We start from the raw sequence: 20,624 nt of genomic DNA, 5'->3' as shown, positions 1-20,624 counted from the left end.
GCAGAGAATTTTCACAGAGAATCACAGAATTTTAAATTGTGTTTATAAAACGTTTTAATCCGTTTTTTAATAGTTTTGTATGGAAATTAATTAATAACCCTAATGGGTAATTACCTAATTTCATATATGTTAAAATTTGAGCAGAATGAACATCTGTAAAAGATTCCACAGTTTTTAGTTCTAAAACTATTTTATCTTCAACTAATATATCAATTCTATAACCGTGATCTAATTTTATATCTTTATAAATAATAGGTAATGAAACTTCCTTTTTTACTTTTAAATCTAGGTTTTTTAATTCAAAGAATAAACACTCTTGATATGCAGATTCTAACAAACCAGGACCAAGAGTTTTATGGACTTCAATGGCTGCACCTATAATTATTTCTGTTATTTTAGTATCCATAGTTTATAAATAAAATGGTTTTATAATATAAACAATTTCTTTGTGAAACTCTTTTACAGCACAATAAAATAAGCTCTGTGAATCTCAGTGTAAAAACTATTGTCTAAATGCATCCTCCTCATCGGTAACAATCCCCAATGCATCATGTACATATTTAAAAGTAGAAAGTAATTCTGGTTTACCGTTTACAATAGCAACATCATGCTCAAAATGGGCAGAAGGTTTGTTGTCTAAAGTAGTAATTGTCCAACCGTCAGAATGTTGTTTAATTTTGTGAGTTCCTAAGTTTGTCATTGGTTCTATGGCAACTACCATACCTTCTACAAACTTTTTACCACGACCTCTTTTTCCGTAGTTTGGCATTTCTGGATCTTCGTGCATTTCTCTTCCTAATCCATGACCAACCAATTCTCTTACAACACCATAACCATGGTCTTCAGAAAATTTCTGAATAGCATAACCAACATCACCAACTCTATTTCCAGCCTTAAATTCTTTGATACCAACGTATAAACTAGCTCTAGTTACATCTAGTAATTTTCTAGTTGCTGGTTCAATCTCTCCAACAGCAAAAGTGTAGGCGTGATCTCCGTGAAAACCATTTTTATATGCACCACAATCTATAGAAATAATATCGCCTTCTACTAATGGGTTTTTATTTGGAATACCGTGTACAACTTGGTTATTTGGACTCATACAAAGTGAGTTTGGGAAATCGTATAACCCTAAGAAACCAGGTACAGCACCTTCAGATCTAATAAAATCTTCGGCAAGTTTATCTAAATACAAAGTAGAAACTCCTGGTTTTACTTCTTTAGCAAGCATACCTAACGTTTTAGAAACGATTAGGGCGCTTTCTCTCATCAACTCTATCTCTTCTCTTGTTTTTATCTTAATCATGTTAAAAAAATTGAATGGCAAAGTTACTATAATTTAGGTAGAATGAAGTAAGGTTTGTCTATTTGAAAAAAGAGAAAAACCCTTTTTTCTTTTTTTTAGGTGGCTCGTAATTAAAAATGGCTTTGTGTATTTCTGTCCAACCTAAAAAGCCACCTACATTTCTGTCGTCTATAAATAAATCTGCATGTATTTTACGACTGTGTTTTTTATCGAATTCCTCTTCAGGAAAATTTTTGTTTACTGCATAAAATTCAATGTTGTTTTCTTTACAGAAAGCAACTGCTTCATCTAGTCTTTTTCCGTGTCTATAAGTCCACAGAATTAATCGATGCCCTTGAGATTGTAATCTTTTTAAGGTATCGAAAGCAAAAATTATTTCTTCACCTATTTTTGGATAGGCATCTTCTACAATGGTACCATCAAAATCTACGGCAATAATTAGTGGGTTATCTGGTATCATTAATTGTCGTAAGAATGTTTATAAGCCTCTCCAGAAACAATTTTCAGCATGTCTTTCTCTAAAGATTCACGGGCATATTCTACATATCGACCAATTTCTTTTCCATCTCTATAAAAGATAAAAGTTGGTACTCTTTTTATGTCAAAGCCTTCTTGTAAATTATCAGGAGTTTTTTTGCTGACGTCAACAGTAATAAGCTCAAAATTATTTAAGTTAAAATCAGTTTGTTCTAAAATTTTGTATAAATGTGGAGTTTCTCTTTTGCTATCTCCACACCAAGTACCCATAAAACCTTTAATTGTAATACCTTTTAACTCCTTTTTAAGAGCGGTAATTGTTGCTGGGTCTGGAGTATAACTCTCTAATTTCTGATTAAACCAAGAACTATAGGGGATTTGTTGAAAAGAGGCTTTGTTAGCCACTCCAATCAAATCCCCGCTTTGATTTTTTTCTGCAGTTACTTTTTGAGTTTCAGTTACTTTTTGTTGGCCAATGCAAGATGCAAATACCATAATACAAGCCAATAAAAAGACTTTTTTCATAAGTTGAGTTGTTTTAATTATAATAAAGAATGTTGTGTCATTTCTTTTGGTTGTTCTAGATTCATTAAATCTAAAATTGTAGGAGCAATATCACCTAAAACACCACTGTTTATCGATTTAATTTCTTTATCAATTAGAATAAAAGGAACAGGGTTTGTAGTGTGTGCTGTATGAGGAGATCCATCAGGATTCATCATTGTTTCACAGTTACCATGATCTGCAATTAATAAAATAGAATATCCATTATCTAAACCAGTTTCTATAACTTCTTTAGCACAAATATCTACAGCCTCACAAGCTTTAATAGCAGCATCCATCATTCCTGTATGACCAACCATATCTCCATTTGCAAAGTTTAAGCAAACAAAATCAGCTTCACCTTTCTTTAAATCTTCACACAAAGCATCTTTTAACTCGTATGCAGACATTTCTGGTTTTAAATCGTAAGTAGCCACTTTTGGCGAGTTTCTTAAAATTCTAGATTCCCCTTCAAACGGAGTTTCTTGTCCTCCAGAAAAGAAAAATGTAACGTGCGGATACTTTTCTGTCTCTGCAATTCTAATTTGTTTTTTACCCGCTTTAGATAAAACTTCTCCTAAAGTATTTTTAATGTTATCAGTATTATAGATCACGTTAATTCCTTTAAAACTTGCATCATATAAAGTGATGGTTGTAAAATAAAGGTCTAATTTTTTCATTCCAAATTCAGGGAAATCATTTTGAGACAACGCATTTGTCAATTCTCTACCTCTATCTGTTCTGTAGTTAAAGAAAAGTACAACATCACCTTCTTTAATTTGAGCCTTTGGAGAACCATCTTCATTAGTTACAATGATTGGTTTGTGAAATTCATCGGTAATACCAGCTTCGTAATTCGTTTTTATAGTATCAATAATATCAGTTGTTTTTGTACCAACTCCATTAACAACACCATCATACGCTTCCTTTACACGTTCCCAACGGTTATCTCTATCCATAGCATAATAACGACCTGTTACGGTTGCTATTTCACCAGTACTTTTATCCATGTGTTCTTGAACCTCATTTAAGAAATAAGGAGCAGATTTTGGATCACAATCTCTACCGTCTGTAAATGCGTGTAAATACACATTATCTACATTGTTTTCTTTAGCAACATCTAATAATCCTTTTAAGTGATTAATGTGTGCATGAATTCCTCCATTAGAAACTAGTCCTAATAAATGAACGTCTTTGTTATTCTCTTTTGCGTATTTAAAAGTATCTAATAATACTTTTTCTTGCCCTAAAGTATTTTCTTTAACAGCTTTATTAATACGAGCTAGATTCTGATATACAATTCTACCAGCACCTAAATTCATGTGTCCAACTTCAGAATTTCCCATTTGTCCTTCTGGCAAACCAACATGTTCTCCGTCTGTCCTTAATTGAGCATTAGGGTATTTGTCGTATAAACCGTTTATAAAAGGAGTTTTTGCATTGTAAATAGCAGATACCTTAGGGTCTTGTGTAATTCCCCAACCATCTAAAATCATTAGTATAACTTTCTTGTCCATTGTCTTAAAATTGAACAGTAAAATTAAGAAATATTTTACCGTTTATATTGATTTTATCAAATTTTTACGAAACCGATAACGTAAAGTAACATTGTAAAAAGGACTGTATAAATGAAGCTAGATTTATTTAATGATTGATTAGTTTTTTTTCTTATCAAAATAAAGATGATTTGTTAAAACCTTGTTAATAGAAGGTTTTTTTGAAACAATTTAAATAATTATAAGTCTATATAAAAAGAACAAACACTTATAAAATTAACTTAAAACCTATAGTCATGAAAAAAATAATATTACCATTATTACTTTGTCTTTTTGCATTTGGATCTATAAATGCAACGACTCCAGAAACCTTGAACCTTAAGAAAGTTGTAACGATTAAACCGCATTATAATGTTAGTGCTTTTTTAAAGTTGATACGAATGGGGAATTATGAAGCCGTAAAAGCTTTAATAGAAAGAGGAGAAAATATAAACAAAAAATCAAATGGTTTAACACCATTAATGTATGCTGCAAGGTATAATAAAGCTGAAATTGTAAAACTTTTAATTGATAATGGCGCTAAATTAAGAGTAAAATCTACCAGAGGAAATATGACTGCCTTAGATATGGCAAAAAGATCTAAAGCTTTTGATGCCGTTAAAATTATAAAAGAATCACTTTAGTATTATTATTTGAATTAATTAATCTAAAGCAAACAGACTATCTTTTAAGGTAGTCTGTTTTTTTTGTTATAAAGAATATCCTATATAATTTAAAGCGATTAAAATAACAATAATTAATAGCATTAGGATAGCTACTTTTCTTTTAAAAGCAATTTCATTTTCTTTGATAATTTCTTCTTTGATTTTTTTTAATTGAGATGGGCTTGCTTTTTTATCAAAATGAAGTTCACTCTTTTCGCTTTTTTTATGGCTTTTGATTTTATCAAAAGTAGAAATATGAGATCGTTTATTAGTACTTAGACTTGCAATCATGTGTGCTATAAAACCTCCTCCTGCCATAATTAATAATTTAGTATTTAATTATAAGTAGTAAAAAAGTGTAAAATGTTACACTTAAAAGATTCTTACTTTGCGATTAGTGTGTGTAAAAATGATTTTAACATGTTTTAAATAAATAATCATTATTTTAAAGCGTATTATTGTAAGAATAATTCAATACTTTTTTAATGAGCCTCCATTTCGAATTAAACGAAGTCACTAAAAAATTACCCAAGCATCTACACAAGTTTGTGGTACAACAGCCGTATGAAGAATATACAGCGCAAAACCAAGCTGTTTGGCGTTATGTAATGAGAATGAATGTAGATTACTTAAGTAAAGTAGCGCATAAATCTTATATGACAGGTTTAGAGAAAACGGGTATTTCTGTAGAAAACATTCCTTATATGGAAGGTATGAATAGGATTTTAAAAGAAATTGGTTGGGCTGCGGTCTCGGTTGATGGTTTTATTCCGCCCAATGCATTTATGGAATTTCAGGCTTATAATGTCTTGGTGATTGCATCCGATATGCGAACCATAAATCATATCGAATATACACCAGCACCAGACATCATTCATGAAGCAGCAGGTCATGCGCCTATTATTTCGAATCCTGAATATGCAGAATATTTACGAAGGTTTGGGGAGATTGGTAGTAAAGCAATTTCATCTGCTAAAGATTATGAAATGTATGAAGCAATCAGGCTTTTATCCATCTTAAAAGAAAATCCAAATTCAACAGAAAGTGAAATAGATAATGCAGAACAAAAAGTAGCTTATCTACAAAATAACATGGACGAATTGTCTGAAATGGCACAAATTAGAAATTTACATTGGTGGACTGTAGAGTACGGGTTGATTGGTACTTTAGGTAATCCTAAAATATATGGAGCAGGTTTACTTTCCTCTATTGGAGAGAGTGCTTGGTGTATGCAAGATGAAGTGAAAAAAGTTGCGTATTCTATTGATGCAGCAACTATAAATTTTGATATTACAAAACCGCAACCGCAATTATTTGTAACTCCAGATTTTGCTTATTTAAGCTTGGTGTTAGATGAATTTGCCAATACAATGGCGATAAGAACTGGCGGATTAAAAAGTATTCAAAAATTAATAAATTCTGATAATTTAGGAACCATAGAGTTGACAACGGGAATTCAAATTTCTGGTGTTTTTACCAAAGTTATTCAGTTTAAAAATAATAAAGTAGCTTATTTTCAAACTACAGGTGCTACGGCGTTGTCTAATAGAGATAAAGAATTAATTGGGCATGGAATTACTAGTCATGCTAGTGGTTTTGGAAGTCCGGTTGGTAAATTAAAAGGAATTAATTTACCAATAGAAGATATGAGCCCGAGAGATTTAAAAGCGTACGGAATTTACGAAGGTGAATTTATGACTTTAGAATTTGAGAGTGGCATTATTGTAAAAGGAAAAGCGATTACAGGAACTAGAGATTTAAGAGGTAAAATTTTAATTATTTCTTTTGATGATTGCACGGTTACTTATAAGGAGGAAGTTTTGTTTCAACCAGAATGGGGAATTTATGATATGGCAGTTGGTAAAGAGGTAGTTTCTGGCTATGCAGGTCCTGCAGATGTAGATTCTTTTTTAGGTTTAGGAAAAGTATCTGAAACTAAAACACATAAAATTAAATACTCAGAAAGTGAACAAGAATTGTATGCCTTGTATGATGAAGTTAGAGTTCTAAGAGAAGAAGAGTCTTCAACTAATAAAAAAATAACAGAAATATTTAATCAGTTAAATAGCAAATTTCAAGGAGATTGGTTGTTGCTTTTAGAATTATATGAATTAGCTTTGCAAAGTAATTTTTCTATTAAGAAGACCATTTTAGAGAGATTAGAAGTTTTAAAATGTAACAAAAGCTACACAAAGCTAATTGAAAATGGATTAATTTTGTGTCAAGTTTAATATTAAAATAAAAACAACATGGGTCTATTTGACATGTTTAAAAGAAAAGATATGAGTGCAGAAATTAAAGAATACTTAGAAAAAGGAGCTGTAATTTTAGATGTAAGAACACAAGAAGAGTGGGATGAAGGACATACAGAAGGAGCAGAACACATAGTTTTAACGGTTATTCCTTTAGAAGTTGAAAAAATTAAAGCTTGGAACAAACCTGTAATTGCTGTTTGTAGAAGTGGAGCAAGAAGCGGACAAGCAACTCAGTTTTTAGAAAAACATGGAGTAGATGTTATCAATGGAGGTCCTTGGCAAAACGTAGATCAACACGTTTCTTAAAAATAAACGTTTGTAAAACCTGTTTTTAATGAAGGGTTTTATTGATAGGATAAAAAAGATAGAATTTTAACTTCGTGTTAGAATTCTATTTTTTTTTGTTTAAAATTAAAAAGTTTATTTCTTAAAACCTTTTTGTTTGTGTCTTTGTAATCTGTTGTATTTTTTTATAGAATGTGTCGCTTTTCTAAAGAAAGCAAAGATTCCACCTAGCATTGCCCCTACAAAAGCTCCCATAGTTAATGGATCAAAATTATGACCAGTAATAAGGTATTTGGTATAGAAAATAATGATTCCTATAAAAATAGAAACTATAAATACTTTTATTTTAGATTTTGATATATGGGCGTAAATACCACAAATAAATCCTGTTATTATTGAGGTTGCCGTAATTTTTGTTAAAATGAGTTTTGATACATTAATTTCATCTGAAACAAAAATGGATGTTATGAACATGCCTAGTAACAGTCCTGAAATTATACCAATTAATATTTTCTTACTCATTTTTGGAGGTTAAAAGTTATAAGAAGGGAATTTACATAAAATTTTTAAGTAAATTAATTTTATTTTTTTGTGCTTTAAAAATTAATAAAAGGAAACTGAACCTTTAATTTGTCTTTTTTTACTTCTAAATTTTTTAAAAATTGCTGATGTTGTGCTGAGTTTTCGTTGAAAGGCCTATGAGAAAGTCCCTTTTGAATTACATCCACTTCTTTCATTGTTAAAGTAGTCTCTTCAGAAAACCAAGTGGCAACAAATTTTTCCCAAATATAATTAATGGCAGTTTTATTGGGATGCACCATATCTTCTGTATAAAAACGATAATCCCTTAATTCATCCATCATAATTTCATAACTAGGGAAATAATGTGTCTTTTCTCTATGGTTTACAACATTATGAACCGCAACAATTAAATGAGATTTGCTTTGCGTGTTTTCTATAAAGCCATCTTTTAAATGACGAACCGGAGAAACCGTAAAAAGTATGTGTATGTCTTTATTGATAGATTTTAAAAGCACAATTATGGCTTCTAAGCTTTCTGAAATCTCATCTACAGTAAGTAATTCTTTTATGAATTTTTTCTGCGGAATTTTATGGCAATTCGCAACAATTGTATCGTCTTCTATAAATCGATACACCCAAGAAGTTCCTAAAGTAATAATAAGGTGAGAAGCTTCTTTTAAGTTTTTATTTGTTGATGAAATTGCTGAATTTAGATTGTTTAATAATTTCTTTTTATCAGTGGCACTTAAATTAGAATGAGCTTCAAAACAATGCCAACGTTCATTTTGGAAGATTAAATCTGTTGCTGTATATTCTTTTTCATTTATGGCATTTGTAATTAAATTTTCAATTGCTTTTGGGTGAAAAAGAATTCCGAATGGATTTTGGTTAGATTGAAACTTAAAATAATTGAGCTTATCTCCAATGTTTTCTGAAAAACAAGAGCCTAATAATAGCACCTTAGAATTGTAATTTATTGGGTTTCTACTTTCTTGCTTTAAAGGAATTTGAGTTTGGAGTTTCATCTTGCAAAGGTGTGGATTTTTTTTGTTTCTCGGAAAAGCTTATAGGTTTTATATGTTGTTGTGTCTTCTCTCACAAAAGAGCAAAGTTTTTAAGTTGTGTGGTGTTTTTTTCTCTCGCAGAGACGCTAAGACGCAAAGTTTTTTTACAAGTTGTGTGTTCTTAGTTGTATGTTTAATTTATATGATAAACATAATAATACACCACCTTTGTATCTCTGTGCCTTTGCGAGAAACTTTTATACCAAATAATCTACTGCTTTCTCTAAAGCTTTCGGAATTCCTCCTGGGTTTTTACCACTTGCAGTTGCAAAAAAGTTTTGTCCACCACCACCGTGTATTAGTTTTCCTAACTCTCTAACAACTTTTCCAGCATCGTAACCACGTTCATTTGCCAATTCTTTTGAAATATAACAAGTTAACATCGCTTTGTCTTTTGCGGCAGAAGAAGCAAATAATAAGAATAAATTCTGATGTTTTTTTGCAGTCCAACTTCCAGTAAAAGTATATAAATAGGGCATAGCTTAATTTGCTTGAAACTAGAGGTATAGGTTTCAAATAGTAACACTTTTGAGTTTATAAGAGTTTAATATCTAATGTTTTGTTATGTTTGTAAACCTAATGCTTTTTTGCTATGAATTTATCTATTGGTCGTTTTAGAAATTTTTTTATAATTCTTATTATAATTTTAATAACTATTATTTCTTGTTCAGAAGAAGTTGAGAATGGAATCAACAATGAAATAGTGTTAGAAACCCTATCAAATAAAAATATTAATGAAGGTGGTGTAGTTTTAAATGGTTCATTTATTAATGTTAGCGAGCATGTTGACTTTGGTTTTGTTTTATCAACTATTGAAGGTGAAACTTATAATAGAAGAGGAATAATTAAATTAATAGAAAACGTACCCCAAGGTAATTATTCTGCTGAGATTAGAACAGGTTTAAAGATTGGCCAGAAATATTATTTTAATGTTTTTATTTTTTTAAATGGGGAATATTTATTTGGTCAAGAAAGAGTTTTTATATCTAATGGTAGTTCAATACCAATTATTAAAGAATTATCATCAAATAAGTTAAGTCTTTTAGATACACTTATAATTAAAGGTTCTTATTTTTCAAAAAACCCAAAAATTTATTTTTCCGATGTAGAGTCTACACCTTTAGTTAGTTCAGATTCACTAATTAAAGTGATAGTGCCATTTCCCAAAAATAATTATTTATCAACGGCACCTTATTCCCGAATAAAAATCATTAATCAAGATAAACAAGAAAATACAATTAATGATTTTTCTTTAAATACTCCTAGAATAGATTCTATTATACCTAGAAAAATTACTGATTCTGATACATTAAGAATATATGGAGATTATTTTGATGCTAAAAGGTCAAATATGGTTATTACTATATCAGATAATCAACAGTATAGTTATTCGATATTAGAATCTACGAAAAATAAAATTGTTTTAAAACCATCAATAATAAGAAAAAAGAATCCTACTTTAGTTGTTAGAAGTCAATTATCTAGTGTAGTAAAACAAATGGAAGTATTAATGCCAGAAATTACTTCCATATCAACAAATTGTATTTCTTTTGAAGATGATTTAGTAATAAAAGGTGCCAATTTTCCTCTTAATAATGATAGGCACATCATAAAATTAGAGGATAGTTATCTTTCTCCATACATAAAAACCAGAGATAGTTTAGTCTTTAAAATTGGTAATGGTTATAGGTTTAAAGATTTTAAAGATAATAAGTTTACAGTAAACTATTTAAATGAAGTTACTACAGCTAAAGATAAAATATGTATTGATGAACCTTGGTTAAAAGTAAATTATGATTATGAGGGCCATAATGTATTAAAAATGTATGATTATAATGATGATATTTACGCTTTAGGTTCTACTTATACTAATTGGGATATTGTAAAAGATGTTTTTAAGTTGAATAAGTCTAATCTTAATTTTGAAAAAGTAACAGATGAAAATTTTCATAAAGAATACTCTTCAAACACTGGTAGGTTAAATGTTTTTTATAAAGATAAAATGTATTCAAAAAAATATGTTTCTTCTGAAGAAGATGTATTTATAAGTTATAACATATTTACAAATGAGAAAAAAGTGCTAGCAGATTTTCCTGGAGAAATAAGAGAATATGGTTTTATGATTGTTGTTGGAGATTATATTTATACAGGCTTGGGAGTGAAGTACTTTAAAAAACCTATGACAGATATTTGGAGGTATTCAATCATCCATAATTCTTGGGAAAAGATTATCGACAAATTTCCAGAAATTACATCTTATGATACATCTAAGTTAGATCCTTTTGTTTTTGCTGAAAAAAGTAAAATTTACATTGGCTCTGGACAAGGGAATAAACAATTGGATTTTTGGGAATTAGATACTAGTAATAACAAAATAACAAGAAAGGCAAATTTACCTATTGCATTTAAAGATCTATCTATAAACTCTGGTCTTGCACTTTTTGTAGAAAACAAGACATATTTTCATTTTCAATCTATGTTTGAATATGATTCAAATAATGATATTTGGAAAAATTACATCACTAATGGAGAAAGATATAACAATGCTGGATATTTTTATTTAGATAATGAAATTTATATGAAATACGATAGAGCTATCTATAAATTTAATTCTGAATATTTAAAATAAGTACTAAATTTTCATATACATAATTCATCAAAAATCATAAAAAAACAAAGTTGATATATTTACATTAGAGTCTTTGTCTTCATTATTCACAAATAAAATTTGGTTATCTTTTGTAAATGTAGCTATATCATATATAACTGCTATTTTTTTTATAATAATAAAATTATTTGTATCAAATAAACGAGCCCAACCCAAGGCTAAGTTACCATTAGGAGAAACAGTTTCTATATCAATTTCATTTGCCTCATCTTCAAAAACACCAATTCCCTTCAAATTACTATCGAATAAGTAATTGTTCCAATAAATTTTATTATTATTAAGTGTAATTAGGTCTCTTTGATAAGAACCATTATTTATTTGCTTAACTATAGAAAAAGTGTCGTTAGTTGTTCCTATTTTAGTTAAAAAAGCTGAAGAAGTGTTGCTTTCCCCATGATAAATGTTTTGATTGTTATCTAATTCAAAATCTCCATGAGAAAAACTTGAGTAAGCATCAGAGATTGTTGTTTTATAAGGAATATCGATATTATTTGTTAAATCATAAATTCTAAATTCTGTAGAACCACTTGAAGGAGGTGTAATATGATAATAAAGCTTATTGTTACTACCTACTTCTATTTTATGAGCAGACCTTAATAAATAGAAACTTGACTCAAGTTGTCTGGTATTTAGATTTACTTTTCTTATTACATTACTTCTTGAACATAAATATAAGTAGTTTCCAGAAGTATCTATGTCTAAATCTGTAAACCTATAATTGGTTAATATTCTTTCAACTTGTTTGTTATCAGTGTTTATAAAAACTAATCCATATCCACTAGCATTAGAACTATAAATATTATCAATATTTATAATTCCGTAAGCATAATTCCTATTTGGATCTCTTATAATTTTAGAAATTGGGTAATCTAATTTTTTAAAATTGCCTAAAGTTATAGAATCAATATTGGTGCCTACATAAACAGGAGATTTTGTATTCCTTTTCAAGAAAACTCGGTAATAATATTTTGATGCTAAATAAGCTTTTTCATCAATAAAGGTAGTGTCATTAATGTCAGAAGTACTATAGATTAATTCATCTTCTCTGTTAGTGATTTTATTTTTATTTAATGACCTATATATATCATAGCTATCAAAATTAGGGTCTTCTGCTTTGCTCCAAGATATACTCGAAGTATTTTTTTTATCTATAGTTGGATAAAGCCAAAGAGAATTATATACTACTATTTCGTCATATACAATTTCGTCTATTTCGTTATAAACATTCAATCTAATATAATGGATATTTTTTGATAATTTAGGTATAGAAAATTTTGTTTCTCCATTTTCATCAATAGTACTTTCATTAAGGTTTCCAGAAACATCACTAACCCAAATTGCTTTTAAAACTGAAAAATCTTTTATATCAGGTGAAGATATTTTTCCTTTAAACTCTATTTGACTATTTGGCGAAAAAGCTTTTTTGTTAATAGGTGATATTATCTTTACAGTTAAAGAACTAATATCTGTTAATACCATTTCTTCGCTTTGGTTACAAGAAAATAGGGTTATAGAAAGTAATATTAAGTATTTATATAAATGTTTCATATTATTTTAATAAGTAAAATTAAAGGTTTTATTTCTTAACAAAAAAGAACTAAATTCCTTAACTATAAATAATCAATATTACTAAAATAATTAGAAGATTAATCCTGAATGTTAATTTGTTTTTTACTGTTTTCTAAAATCATAGATTTTTATACCAAATAATCTACTGCTTTCTCTAAAGCTTTCGGAATTCCTCCTGGGTTTTTACCACCTGCAGTTGCAAAGAAATTTTGTCCACCACCACCACCGTGTATTAGTTTTCCTAATTCTCTTACTACTTTTCCAGCATCGTAACCACGTTCATTTGCCAATTCTTTTGAAATATAACAAGTTAACATCGCTTTGTCTTTTGCAGCAGAAGAAGCAAATAATAAGAATAAATTCTGATGTTCTTTTCCTAAAGAAAAAGCTAAATTTTTAATTCCGTTTTGGTCTAAATCTACTTTTGTAGCTAAAAACTGAACGCCATTAATTTCTTGTAATTGGTTTTTTAATTCACCAGATAAATTCTGAGCTTTATCTTTTAATAATTGTTCTATTTGTTTCTGTAAAGAAGTATTTTCATCTTGTAACTTCTGTACTGCTTTTACAGGTTCTTTTGTGTTGTTTAATAAATCTTTAATTTCGAATAAAGCCTTATTGTTTTCAGAATAAAAATCTTTTACAGCGTCATTTGTAATCGCTTCTATCCTTCTAATTCCAGAAGCTACTGCTCCTTCAGATTTAATTTTGAAATGCCAAATATCACTGGTGTTTTTTACGTGTGTTCCACCGCAAAGTTCTATAGATTTTCCAAATTTTATAGCTCTTACAGTATCACCGTATTTTTCACCAAATAAAGCCATTGCACCATCTGCAATTGCTTTTTCCATTGTAATATTTCTGCTTTCTTCTAATGGAAGTTTACCTGCAATTCTTCTGTTTACAAAGTTTTCTACCTCACGTAATTCATCCACAGTTAATTTAGAAAAGTGAGAAAAATCGAAACGTAAATATTTAGAATGCACAGCAGAACCTTTTTGCTCTACATGTGTTCCTAAAACTTCTCTTAACGCTTGGTGCAATAAATGCGTAGCTGTATGGTTACACTCTGTTTTAGAACGTTGTTTTTGATCTACAACCGCTTTAAAATTTTCGTTAATATTTTTTGGAAGATTCTTAGTGAAGTGAATAATAACATTATTCTCTTTTTTAGTGTCTAAAATATAAACAACATCTCCTTGTGTGGTTTCTAAATATCCTTTGTCTCCAACTTGTCCACCACCTTCTGGGTAAAAAGGAGTTAAATTGAAAACCAATTGAAACATTTCACCATCTTTTTTAGAGGTTACTTTTCTGTATCGTGTAATTTTTACGTTTGCTTCTAAAGCATCGTAACCAATAAACTCTTCTATAGGGTCATCAACTAAAACAGTCCAGTCTTCGGTAGACATTTCACTGGCAGCTCTAGATCTGTTTTTTTGTTTTTGTAGTTCTTCTTCAAATCCTTTTTCATCTAATGTCAATCCTTTTTCAGACAGAATTAAAGAAGTTAAATCGATAGGAAAACCGTAAGTGTCATATAATTCAAAAGCTTTATCACCAGAAACTTCCTTACCAGAAGTACTTTCTATAATTCTGTCTAATAATAATAAGCCTTGATCTAATGTTCTTAAAAAAGAAGTTTCTTCTTCCTTAATCACATTTTCTATTAATTGTTTTTGTGCTTTTAATTCAGGGAAAGCTTCTCCCATTTTATTGCTTAAAACATCTACTAATCTATAGATAAAAGGCTCTTTTTTGTTTAAGAATGTAAAACCGTAACGAACAGCACGTCTTAAAATTCTTCTAATAACGTAGCCAGCACCTGTGTTACTTGGTAATTGCCCATCTGCAATAGAGAAAGCAACGGCTCTTACGTGGTCTGAAATAACTCTAATAGCAATATCCTGCTCTAGGTTTTTGCCATATTTTACATCAGTAATTGTTTCAATTTCTCTAATAATTGGTGTAAAAACATCTGTATCGTAATTAGATTTTACGTCTTGCATTACCATACACAAACGTTCAAATCCCATACCAGTATCAATATGTTTGTTTGGTAAATCAACTAAAGTTCCGTTTGCTTTTCTGTTGAACTGCATAAAAACTAAGTTCCATATTTCTACTACTTGTGGATGATCTTCATTAATTAAAGTTCGTCCATCTACTTTTGCTTTTTCTTCCGCAGAGCGGATATCAACATGAACTTCAGAACACGGTCCGCAAGGTCCTTGCTCACCCATTTCCCAGAAATTATCTTTTTTGTTACCTTTTAAGATTCTATCTTCAGCAATAAATTGTTTCCAGATATCAAAAGCTTCGGTATCCATTTTTAAATTATCTGCATCATCAGAACCTTCAAAAACAGTAACATATAAAATGTCTTTATCAATTTTATAAACTTCAGTTAATAACTCCCAAGCCCAAGCAATTGCTTCTTTTTTAAAGTAATCGCCAAAAGACCAGTTTCCTAACATTTCAAATAATGTATGATGGTAGGTATCGTATCCTACTTCCTCTAAATCGTTGTGTTTACCAGAAACACGTAAACATTTTTGAGAATCTGACATCCTGCTGTTTTTTGGCACTCCATTACCTAAAAAATACTCTTTAAAAGGTGCCATTCCAGAATTTACAAACATTAATGTAGGGTCGTCCTTAGTTACCATTGGTGCAGAAGGAACAATTAAGTGTGCTTTTTCTTTGAAAAAATTTAAAAAAGTAGCGCGGATATCTTGTGATTTCATAAAAAAGAAGTTTCCAACAAGTTGGATTATGTTAAATTAGTTTAAAAAATACTGCGAATAAAAAGCAGTTGTAAAACATTTTGTAAATTTGTGAGTTATTAAAAATGAAACTCAATATAAAAGCACAAAAATAGTCTATTTAGCAATATGGCAAAAGTAAAATATTATTACGATGCGGACACACTTTCTTACAGGAAAATTGCTGTAAAAAAGGGTGAATATTATAAGAAAACTGTTATTGGAGTTTTAGCTTTAGTATTATCTGCATTTATTGGTTTTATTGTGTTTAGCCAGTTTATAATGTCTCCAAGAGAGCGAGCTCAAAAAAGAGAACTAGAAAATTTAAAGTTACATTACGAGTTGCTTTCTAAAAAAATGCAAGAAAGTTCGTCTATTTTGGCGCAATTACAAGAAAGAGATAACAATATTTATAGAACGTATTTTGAAGCAAATCCTATATCAGATGAGCAAAGAAAAGCTGGTTTTGGAGGGGTAAATAGATACAAATATTTAGATGGTTTCGATAATTCTACGATGATTTCAAAAGTAACTAAAGATATAGATATACTTTCTAAACAATTGGTTGTGCAGTCTAAATCTTTAGATGAAATTGTAAATTTAGCAAAAGAAAAGGAGAAAATGTTAGCTTCAATTCCTGCTATTTTGCCCGTAAAGCTTGCAGATTTAACAAGAATGGCTTCAGGCTATAAATGGAGATATCATCCAATATTAAAAATTAGAAAATTCCATAAAGGAATGGATTTTACAGCCCCTGTAGGAACGCCTATTTTTGCTTCTGGTAATGGAGATGTAATTAGAGCACAAAGAAGTGCCACTTTTGGAAACGTGGTTTATATAGATCATGGATATGGATATAAAACTATTTATGCCCATATGAGTAAAATAAAAGCGAAAAAAGGTGACAAGGTAAAACGTGGGGACTTAATTGGATATGTTGGTAATACTGGTAGATCGGTATCGGCACATTTACATTATGAAGTTCATAAAAACGATGTAGCTGTAAATCCTATTAATTTTTATTATGGAGATTTAACTCCAGAAGAGTTTGCCGCAATGCAAAAAGCTGCAGAAGAAGAAGGGCAGTCTTACGATTAATTTTTTGTTTCAATTTAGGAACAAGATTATTGATATATGAGATAAGTCAAAAAAAGAATATTAAAAATACTTTTTTAATCTTCAAATACTTAATACTGAAAAAGATGCACGTAGATTTACCAGAGAAAAGATATTATAAAATAGGTGAAGTTGCCAAAGCGTTTGACGTAAATACTTCATTAGTTCGTTTTTGGGAAAAAGAGTTTGATATTATTAAGCCCAAAAAAAATGCTAAAGGAAATCGTTTATTTACACAAGAAGATATTAAAAACTTTAAGTTAATATTTAACCTTGTAAAAGAGCGAGGTTTTACCTTAGATGGAGCTAAACAGAAACTTAAGAAAAATCCAGAAGGAATAGTTCACAACCTTGAAATTATTACCAGATTAGAAGGGGTGAAAGCAGAATTGATTAAAATTAAAAATCAATTGTAACATTTCTTTAGTTTAGATGTCTAACTTAATAGGATAGAAGCTAATATTCTTTTACAACCCGAAGAATATTAAGTAGTTTTGTAGTATAAAAATCAATCAATCAAAAAATTAAAAATTAGAAATTATGAAAAAATGGTTAATACCAGTAATAGTAATCCTTGTTGTTGTTTTCGGAGTATACAATTGGGGTAAAAACTTTAATAATGAAGCTGTTGTTTTACAAGAAGATGCAAAAACAACTTGGTCTAATGTAGAGAGCTCTTACCAACGTAGAAATGATTTAATTGGTAATCTTATTAAAACAGTACAAGGAGCAGCAGATTTTGAAAGAACTACTTTAACAGAAGTAATTGAAGCAAGAGCAAAAGCTACCTCTGTAAATATAAATGCAGGAGATTTAACAGCAGATAATATGGCGCAATTTCAACAAGCGCAATCTGGCTTAACAGGTGCGTTATCTAAATTATTAGTTTCAGTAGAGCGTTATCCAGAATTAAAAGCGAATCAAAACTTTTTAGAATTACAAAGTCAATTAGAAGGTACAGAGAACAGAATTAATGTTGCTAGAGATCGTTTTAATGAAGGTGTAAATAATTATAACAAACACATCAAAGTATTTCCAAATTCTGTGTTAGCAGGAATGTTTAATTTTGATGAAATGGATCGTTATAAAGCAGATGCAGGATCTGAAAATGCACCAGATGTAAACTTTGATTTTAATAATAAAAAAGAATAATATGTCTAAAGTAGAAGCGTTTCTGTCTCCAGAAGAAGAACAAGAAATTATTTCTGCTATAAGAGTTGCAGAGAAAGAAACTTCTGGCGAAATACGAGTACATATTGAGGCTACCACAGAGAAGAATCATGATGAACGAGCGTTAGAAGTTTTTCATTTGCTAAAAATGAACAACACTAAAGATGATAATGCAGTGTTGATCTACGTTGCTGTAAAAGACAAGAAATTTGTTATTTATGGTGATAAAGGAATTAACAAAGTAGTACCAAAAGATTTTTGGGATACTACTAAAGATGTAATGCAAAATCATTTTAAACAAGGTGCTTTTAAACAAGGAATTGTAGACGGAATTTTAAAGGCAGGAAAAGAATTGCAATCACACTTTCCTTGGCAAATTGATGATGTAGATGAACTTTCTAATGAGATTTCTAAAGGATGATATACAGTAAACAGTATTCAGTAAGTAGTATTCAGTTAGCAGTATTTTTTAGAAAAATTACTTTTTTTATTGCGTTTTTATTCACGTTAAGTGTTTTTTCTCAAGGGTATCAAATCCCAGAAATTCCAGAGTTTCAAACCAGTGTATATGATTATACTAGTTTATTAACTGAGAGTCAAAAAACAAGTTTAGAAAGTAAATTGGTTCGTTATTCAGATACCACTTCTACTCAAATTGTAGTAGCTATTATTCCATCCACCGAAGGTGAAAATATTAATTATTTAGCAGCTAATTGGGGAGAGAAATGGGGAATAGGTGATGCAAAAAAAGACAATGGTGTTTTAATGTTGTTGGCATTAAACGACAGAAGAATTGCTATTCAAGCTGGTAAAGGTACAGAACATCTTTTAACCGATTTTCAGGCAAAGAGAATTATTGAAAGAGTTATTATTCCCGAGTTTAAAAGAGGAGATTATTATAGCGGTTTAGACAAAGGGTCTGATTATATTTTTAGAACCTTAAACGGAGAGTTTAAAGGAAGTAGGCAAAAAGATGCAGAAGGTTTTGATCCTGGGATTATTATTTTTATCATTATAGTATTCATCATTTTTATTTTAATTTCTAGAGGAAATAAAAATAATGGTAGTGGTGGTAGAGGTTTTAGAAGCGGATCTATTGCAGGCGCTATTTTAGAAACTATTATTTTAAGTAACGCCGGTAGAGGTAGCGGAAGTTTTGGCGGTGGTTTTGGAAGTTCATCTGGAGGCGGAAGCTTCGGTGGAGGAGGCTTTGGAGGCGGTTTCGGCGGAGGTAGTTTTGGTGGAGGTGGCGCTTCTGGTGGCTGGTAAATTCCATTTTAATCTTTCTTGTCGGAAGAAAACCTAATAATAAAAAACAAATAACAAACCCTTCAGAATAAAAAAACTGAAGGGTTTTAATATTAAAATAAATTGAATTGTTGATGAAAGTAATAACTGTAATTTTTAGTTTTTTGTCTTTAGTTAGTTGTCAGAATTTTGGTAGTTTAAAACTTATATCAGAATTATCAAAAGACTTAGAAGAGGTTTCTGGAGCAGAAGTAGTTGCCAATTCAGATTTAATTTGGATGCTAAATGATAGTGGAAATAAACCTAAAATTTACGGTGTTTCTGCTACCGGAAATATTGTTGAAGAGCTTACCATAAAAGAAAAAAACCACGATTGGGAAGACCTTGCATCCGACGAAGAAGGAAACCTTTATATTGGTGATTTTGGAAATAATGATAGTGAAAGGGAAAACCTTGTTATTTTAAAAGTAAAGCATGGTGATTTAACAAGTTCTAAAAAAATAAAAGTAGAAAAAATTAAGTTTTCTTATCCGGAACAAAAGAAGTTTCCACCTAAAAAGAAAAAACTGTTTTTTGATGCAGAATCTTTTTTCTATTATAATAATTCATTTTATGTGTTTACTAAAAGTAGGGTAGAAGAAAAGTATGGTAAAACCTCTTTATACAAGGTTCCTGCTAAAGAAGGGAAACATGAAGCAGTATTTATTTCTGAATTTAATAATTGTAACGACAAGGAATGTTGGATTACTTCTGCAGATATTTCTGACGATGGTAGCAAAGTAGCATTGTTGTCACCTGCTGCTGTTTTAATTTTTACGGATTATAAAAACGATGATTTTTTATCAGGAAAATTAACCAAAATTCCATTAAATTCTTATTCTCAAAAAGAAGGAATTACTTTTAAAGACAATAATACTTTATATATTACCGATGAAAAAGCCGATGGTGTTGGCGGTAATTTTTATGAGTTGAAGTTTTAGTTTGTTGCCCCATTAAAACTAATTTATTTTCATGAAAAAGAGCTAGGTTATTATAAATTATCTCCAGCTGTCTTTTATTGAATAGCAAACTTATAAATTAACAACCCCCAACCTAACACTAAACATAGTCCTCCTAACGGTGTAATTGGTCCTAAAAATTTTAGTTTTTTATTATTGGCAGAAGAAATTACTAAACCATAAATAGAAAATGAAAATAAAATGATTCCGATAATAAATGAATAAACAATGTAATTGTCAATGGTAATTTTGTGGTTTAACTGAAAACCTAAAACAAGTAATAAAATGGCATGATACATTTGGTATTTAACACCCGTTTCAAAACTTTGTAATTGGTCTGTGTTTAGTTTTTTCTTTAAAAGGTGCGCACCAAAAGCACCAAAAATTACGGCTGACATTCCAAAAAATGCTCCCGAAATTAATGCTATTTTATCCATA

Annotated in this window: 21 protein-coding genes and 1 pseudogene; 10 read left to right on the top strand and 12 right to left on the bottom strand. The window is 29.8% G+C overall.

The genetic code is table 11. The features are described from left to right. Positions 1-31 precede the first annotated feature (31 nt). The 5 genes from H0I28_RS11570 to gpmI all read right to left on the bottom strand — a co-directional run bounded on the left by H0I28_RS11570 (position 32) and on the right by gpmI (position 3,843). Positions 32-406 carry a GxxExxY protein gene (locus tag H0I28_RS11570; RefSeq protein ID WP_218759205.1) on the bottom strand — a complete coding sequence of 125 codons (375 nt, stop codon included), beginning with the start codon at positions 404-406 and terminating at the stop codon, positions 32-34. 96 nt (positions 407-502) lie between these two features. Then, positions 503-1,306, bottom strand: a complete 804-nt coding sequence (gene map / locus H0I28_RS11565; RefSeq protein WP_165731842.1) for a type I methionyl aminopeptidase — start codon at positions 1,304-1,306, stop codon at positions 503-505. Between the two features lie 58 nt (positions 1,307-1,364). After that, positions 1,365-1,766, bottom strand: a complete 402-nt coding sequence (locus tag H0I28_RS11560; RefSeq protein ID WP_218759204.1) for a BT0820 family HAD-type phosphatase — start codon at positions 1,764-1,766, stop codon at positions 1,365-1,367. Then, positions 1,766-2,308 carry a thioredoxin family protein gene (locus H0I28_RS11555; protein WP_218731637.1) on the bottom strand — a complete coding sequence of 181 codons (543 nt, stop codon included), beginning with the start codon at positions 2,306-2,308 and terminating at the stop codon, positions 1,766-1,768. The genes H0I28_RS11560 and H0I28_RS11555 overlap by 1 nt, the downstream gene beginning before the upstream one ends. 17 nt (positions 2,309-2,325) lie before the next feature. Then, positions 2,326-3,843 (bottom strand): 2,3-bisphosphoglycerate-independent phosphoglycerate mutase, encoded by a 1,518-nt coding sequence (gene gpmI / locus H0I28_RS11550; RefSeq protein WP_218754530.1) that lies wholly within the window; start codon positions 3,841-3,843, stop codon positions 2,326-2,328. A gap of 275 nt (positions 3,844-4,118) precedes the next feature. On the opposite strand from gpmI, the gene H0I28_RS11545 reads away from it, so the two are divergent. After that, complete coding sequence (locus H0I28_RS11545; protein WP_218759203.1) at positions 4,119-4,505, top strand: ankyrin repeat domain-containing protein; 387 nt, start codon at positions 4,119-4,121, stop codon at positions 4,503-4,505. 66 nt (positions 4,506-4,571) lie between these two features. Here H0I28_RS11545 and H0I28_RS11540 read toward each other — a convergent pair whose 3' ends face one another. Further along, positions 4,572-4,844: a hypothetical protein gene (locus H0I28_RS11540; protein WP_218731634.1), complete on the bottom strand. Its 273-nt coding sequence runs from the start codon at positions 4,842-4,844 to the stop codon at positions 4,572-4,574. Between the two features lie 167 nt (positions 4,845-5,011). On the opposite strand from H0I28_RS11540, the gene H0I28_RS11535 reads away from it, so the two are divergent. Then, a complete protein-coding gene (locus H0I28_RS11535; RefSeq protein WP_218759202.1) occupies positions 5,012-6,757 on the top strand; it encodes an aromatic amino acid hydroxylase in 1,746 nt (581 codons plus the stop codon). A gap of 51 nt (positions 6,758-6,808) precedes the next feature. After that, positions 6,809-7,087 (top strand): rhodanese-like domain-containing protein, encoded by a 279-nt coding sequence (locus H0I28_RS11530; protein WP_218731632.1) that lies wholly within the window; start codon positions 6,809-6,811, stop codon positions 7,085-7,087. A 114-nt stretch (positions 7,088-7,201) separates the two neighbouring features. Here H0I28_RS11530 and H0I28_RS11525 read toward each other — a convergent pair whose 3' ends face one another. From H0I28_RS11525 to H0I28_RS11515, 3 genes and pseudogenes are all read right to left on the bottom strand, one after another. Then, positions 7,202-7,588, bottom strand: a complete 387-nt coding sequence (locus H0I28_RS11525) for a hypothetical protein (RefSeq protein ID WP_218731631.1) — start codon at positions 7,586-7,588, stop codon at positions 7,202-7,204. Between the two features lie 74 nt (positions 7,589-7,662). Continuing rightward, entirely contained in the window at positions 7,663-8,613 is a 951-nt protein-coding gene (locus H0I28_RS11520; protein WP_218759201.1) for a GSCFA domain-containing protein, read from the bottom strand. Positions 8,614-8,849: 236 nt separating this feature from the next. After that, positions 8,850-9,089: pseudogene (locus H0I28_RS11515) on the bottom strand (DHHA1 domain-containing protein); the annotation flags it as partial. A gap of 155 nt (positions 9,090-9,244) precedes the next feature. Here H0I28_RS11515 and H0I28_RS11510 point away from each other — a divergent pair. Further along, a complete protein-coding gene (locus H0I28_RS11510; RefSeq protein WP_218759199.1) occupies positions 9,245-11,281 on the top strand; it encodes an IPT/TIG domain-containing protein in 2,037 nt (678 codons plus the stop codon). A gap of 27 nt (positions 11,282-11,308) precedes the next feature. Here the strand turns inward: H0I28_RS11510 and H0I28_RS11505 are convergent, their stop codons facing one another. Both H0I28_RS11505 and alaS read right to left on the bottom strand, forming a co-directional pair. Further along, a complete protein-coding gene (locus tag H0I28_RS11505) occupies positions 11,309-12,868 on the bottom strand; it encodes a hypothetical protein (protein WP_218759198.1) in 1,560 nt (519 codons plus the stop codon). A 149-nt stretch (positions 12,869-13,017) separates the two neighbouring features. Next, a complete protein-coding gene (alaS, locus tag H0I28_RS11500; RefSeq protein ID WP_218759197.1) occupies positions 13,018-15,636 on the bottom strand; it encodes an alanine--tRNA ligase in 2,619 nt (872 codons plus the stop codon). Positions 15,637-15,783: 147 nt separating this feature from the next. Between alaS and H0I28_RS11495 the strand changes: the two genes are divergently transcribed. The 6 genes from H0I28_RS11495 (at position 15,784) to H0I28_RS11470 (ending at position 20,168) form a co-directional block, all read left to right on the top strand. Further along, on the top strand, positions 15,784-16,752 hold the full coding sequence (locus tag H0I28_RS11495; RefSeq protein ID WP_218759196.1) for a M23 family metallopeptidase: 969 nt from the start codon (positions 15,784-15,786) through the stop codon (positions 16,750-16,752). A 104-nt stretch (positions 16,753-16,856) separates the two neighbouring features. Then, positions 16,857-17,186, top strand: coding sequence for a MerR family transcriptional regulator (locus H0I28_RS11490; RefSeq protein WP_165732026.1), 330 nt, complete (start codon positions 16,857-16,859; stop codon positions 17,184-17,186). Positions 17,187-17,310: 124 nt separating this feature from the next. Beyond that, on the top strand, positions 17,311-17,922 hold the full coding sequence (locus tag H0I28_RS11485; protein WP_218731628.1) for a LemA family protein: 612 nt from the start codon (positions 17,311-17,313) through the stop codon (positions 17,920-17,922). Between the two features lies 1 nt (position 17,923). Continuing rightward, complete coding sequence (locus tag H0I28_RS11480; RefSeq protein WP_218731627.1) at positions 17,924-18,361, top strand: TPM domain-containing protein; 438 nt, start codon at positions 17,924-17,926, stop codon at positions 18,359-18,361. Beyond that, positions 18,358-19,209, top strand: coding sequence for a YgcG family protein (locus H0I28_RS11475; protein WP_218731626.1), 852 nt, complete (start codon positions 18,358-18,360; stop codon positions 19,207-19,209). The genes H0I28_RS11480 and H0I28_RS11475 overlap by 4 nt, the downstream gene beginning before the upstream one ends. Before the next feature lie 113 nt (positions 19,210-19,322). Next, positions 19,323-20,168, top strand: coding sequence for a hypothetical protein (locus H0I28_RS11470; protein WP_254712696.1), 846 nt, complete (start codon positions 19,323-19,325; stop codon positions 20,166-20,168). Between the two features lie 74 nt (positions 20,169-20,242). On the opposite strand, the gene H0I28_RS11465 is transcribed toward H0I28_RS11470, so the two are convergent. Then, complete coding sequence (locus tag H0I28_RS11465; RefSeq protein ID WP_218759195.1) at positions 20,243-20,623, bottom strand: DUF423 domain-containing protein; 381 nt, start codon at positions 20,621-20,623, stop codon at positions 20,243-20,245. Position 20,624: the final 1 nt, after the last annotated feature.

The sequence above is a fragment of the Polaribacter sp. AHE13PA genome (assembly GCF_019278505.1).
Taxonomy (GTDB): Bacteria; Bacteroidota; Bacteroidia; order Flavobacteriales; family Flavobacteriaceae; genus Polaribacter.
The sequence above is the reverse complement of the archived record's forward strand: the minus strand, read 5'-3'. Positions and strand labels throughout refer to the sequence as shown.

What these genes read in the sequence shown, in the direction of transcription:
- H0I28_RS11465 (WP_218759195.1), bottom strand. Translation starts at nt 20,623, where the DNA reads ATGGATAAAATAGCATTAATTTCGGGAGCATTTTTTGGAATGTCAGCC.
- H0I28_RS11570 (WP_218759205.1), bottom strand. Translation starts at nt 406, where the DNA reads ATGGATACTAAAATAACAGAAATAATTATAGGTGCAGCCATTGAAGTC.
- H0I28_RS11560 (WP_218759204.1), bottom strand. Translation starts at nt 1,766, where the DNA reads ATGATACCAGATAACCCACTAATTATTGCCGTAGATTTTGATGGTACC.
- gpmI (WP_218754530.1), bottom strand. Translation starts at nt 3,843, where the DNA reads ATGGACAAGAAAGTTATACTAATGATTTTAGATGGTTGGGGAATTACA.
- H0I28_RS11480 (WP_218731627.1), top strand. Translation starts at nt 17,924, where the DNA reads ATGTCTAAAGTAGAAGCGTTTCTGTCTCCAGAAGAAGAACAAGAAATT.
- H0I28_RS11485 (WP_218731628.1), top strand. Translation starts at nt 17,311, where the DNA reads ATGAAAAAATGGTTAATACCAGTAATAGTAATCCTTGTTGTTGTTTTC.
- H0I28_RS11530 (WP_218731632.1), top strand. Translation starts at nt 6,809, where the DNA reads ATGAGTGCAGAAATTAAAGAATACTTAGAAAAAGGAGCTGTAATTTTA.
- H0I28_RS11495 (WP_218759196.1), top strand. Translation starts at nt 15,784, where the DNA reads ATGGCAAAAGTAAAATATTATTACGATGCGGACACACTTTCTTACAGG.
- H0I28_RS11470 (WP_254712696.1), top strand. Translation starts at nt 19,323, where the DNA reads ATGAAAGTAATAACTGTAATTTTTAGTTTTTTGTCTTTAGTTAGTTGT.
- H0I28_RS11545 (WP_218759203.1), top strand. Translation starts at nt 4,119, where the DNA reads ATGAAAAAAATAATATTACCATTATTACTTTGTCTTTTTGCATTTGGA.
- H0I28_RS11540 (WP_218731634.1), bottom strand. Translation starts at nt 4,844, where the DNA reads ATGGCAGGAGGAGGTTTTATAGCACACATGATTGCAAGTCTAAGTACT.
- H0I28_RS11505 (WP_218759198.1), bottom strand. Translation starts at nt 12,868, where the DNA reads ATGAAACATTTATATAAATACTTAATATTACTTTCTATAACCCTATTT.
- H0I28_RS11525 (WP_218731631.1), bottom strand. Translation starts at nt 7,588, where the DNA reads ATGAGTAAGAAAATATTAATTGGTATAATTTCAGGACTGTTACTAGGC.
- map (WP_165731842.1), bottom strand. Translation starts at nt 1,306, where the DNA reads ATGATTAAGATAAAAACAAGAGAAGAGATAGAGTTGATGAGAGAAAGC.
- H0I28_RS11535 (WP_218759202.1), top strand. Translation starts at nt 5,012, where the DNA reads ATGAGCCTCCATTTCGAATTAAACGAAGTCACTAAAAAATTACCCAAG.
- H0I28_RS11555 (WP_218731637.1), bottom strand. Translation starts at nt 2,308, where the DNA reads ATGAAAAAAGTCTTTTTATTGGCTTGTATTATGGTATTTGCATCTTGC.
- alaS (WP_218759197.1), bottom strand. Translation starts at nt 15,636, where the DNA reads ATGAAATCACAAGATATCCGCGCTACTTTTTTAAATTTTTTCAAAGAA.
- H0I28_RS11510 (WP_218759199.1), top strand. Translation starts at nt 9,245, where the DNA reads ATGAATTTATCTATTGGTCGTTTTAGAAATTTTTTTATAATTCTTATT.
- H0I28_RS11490 (WP_165732026.1), top strand. Translation starts at nt 16,857, where the DNA reads ATGCACGTAGATTTACCAGAGAAAAGATATTATAAAATAGGTGAAGTT.
- H0I28_RS11520 (WP_218759201.1), bottom strand. Translation starts at nt 8,613, where the DNA reads ATGAAACTCCAAACTCAAATTCCTTTAAAGCAAGAAAGTAGAAACCCA.
- H0I28_RS11475 (WP_218731626.1), top strand. Translation starts at nt 18,358, where the DNA reads ATGATATACAGTAAACAGTATTCAGTAAGTAGTATTCAGTTAGCAGTA.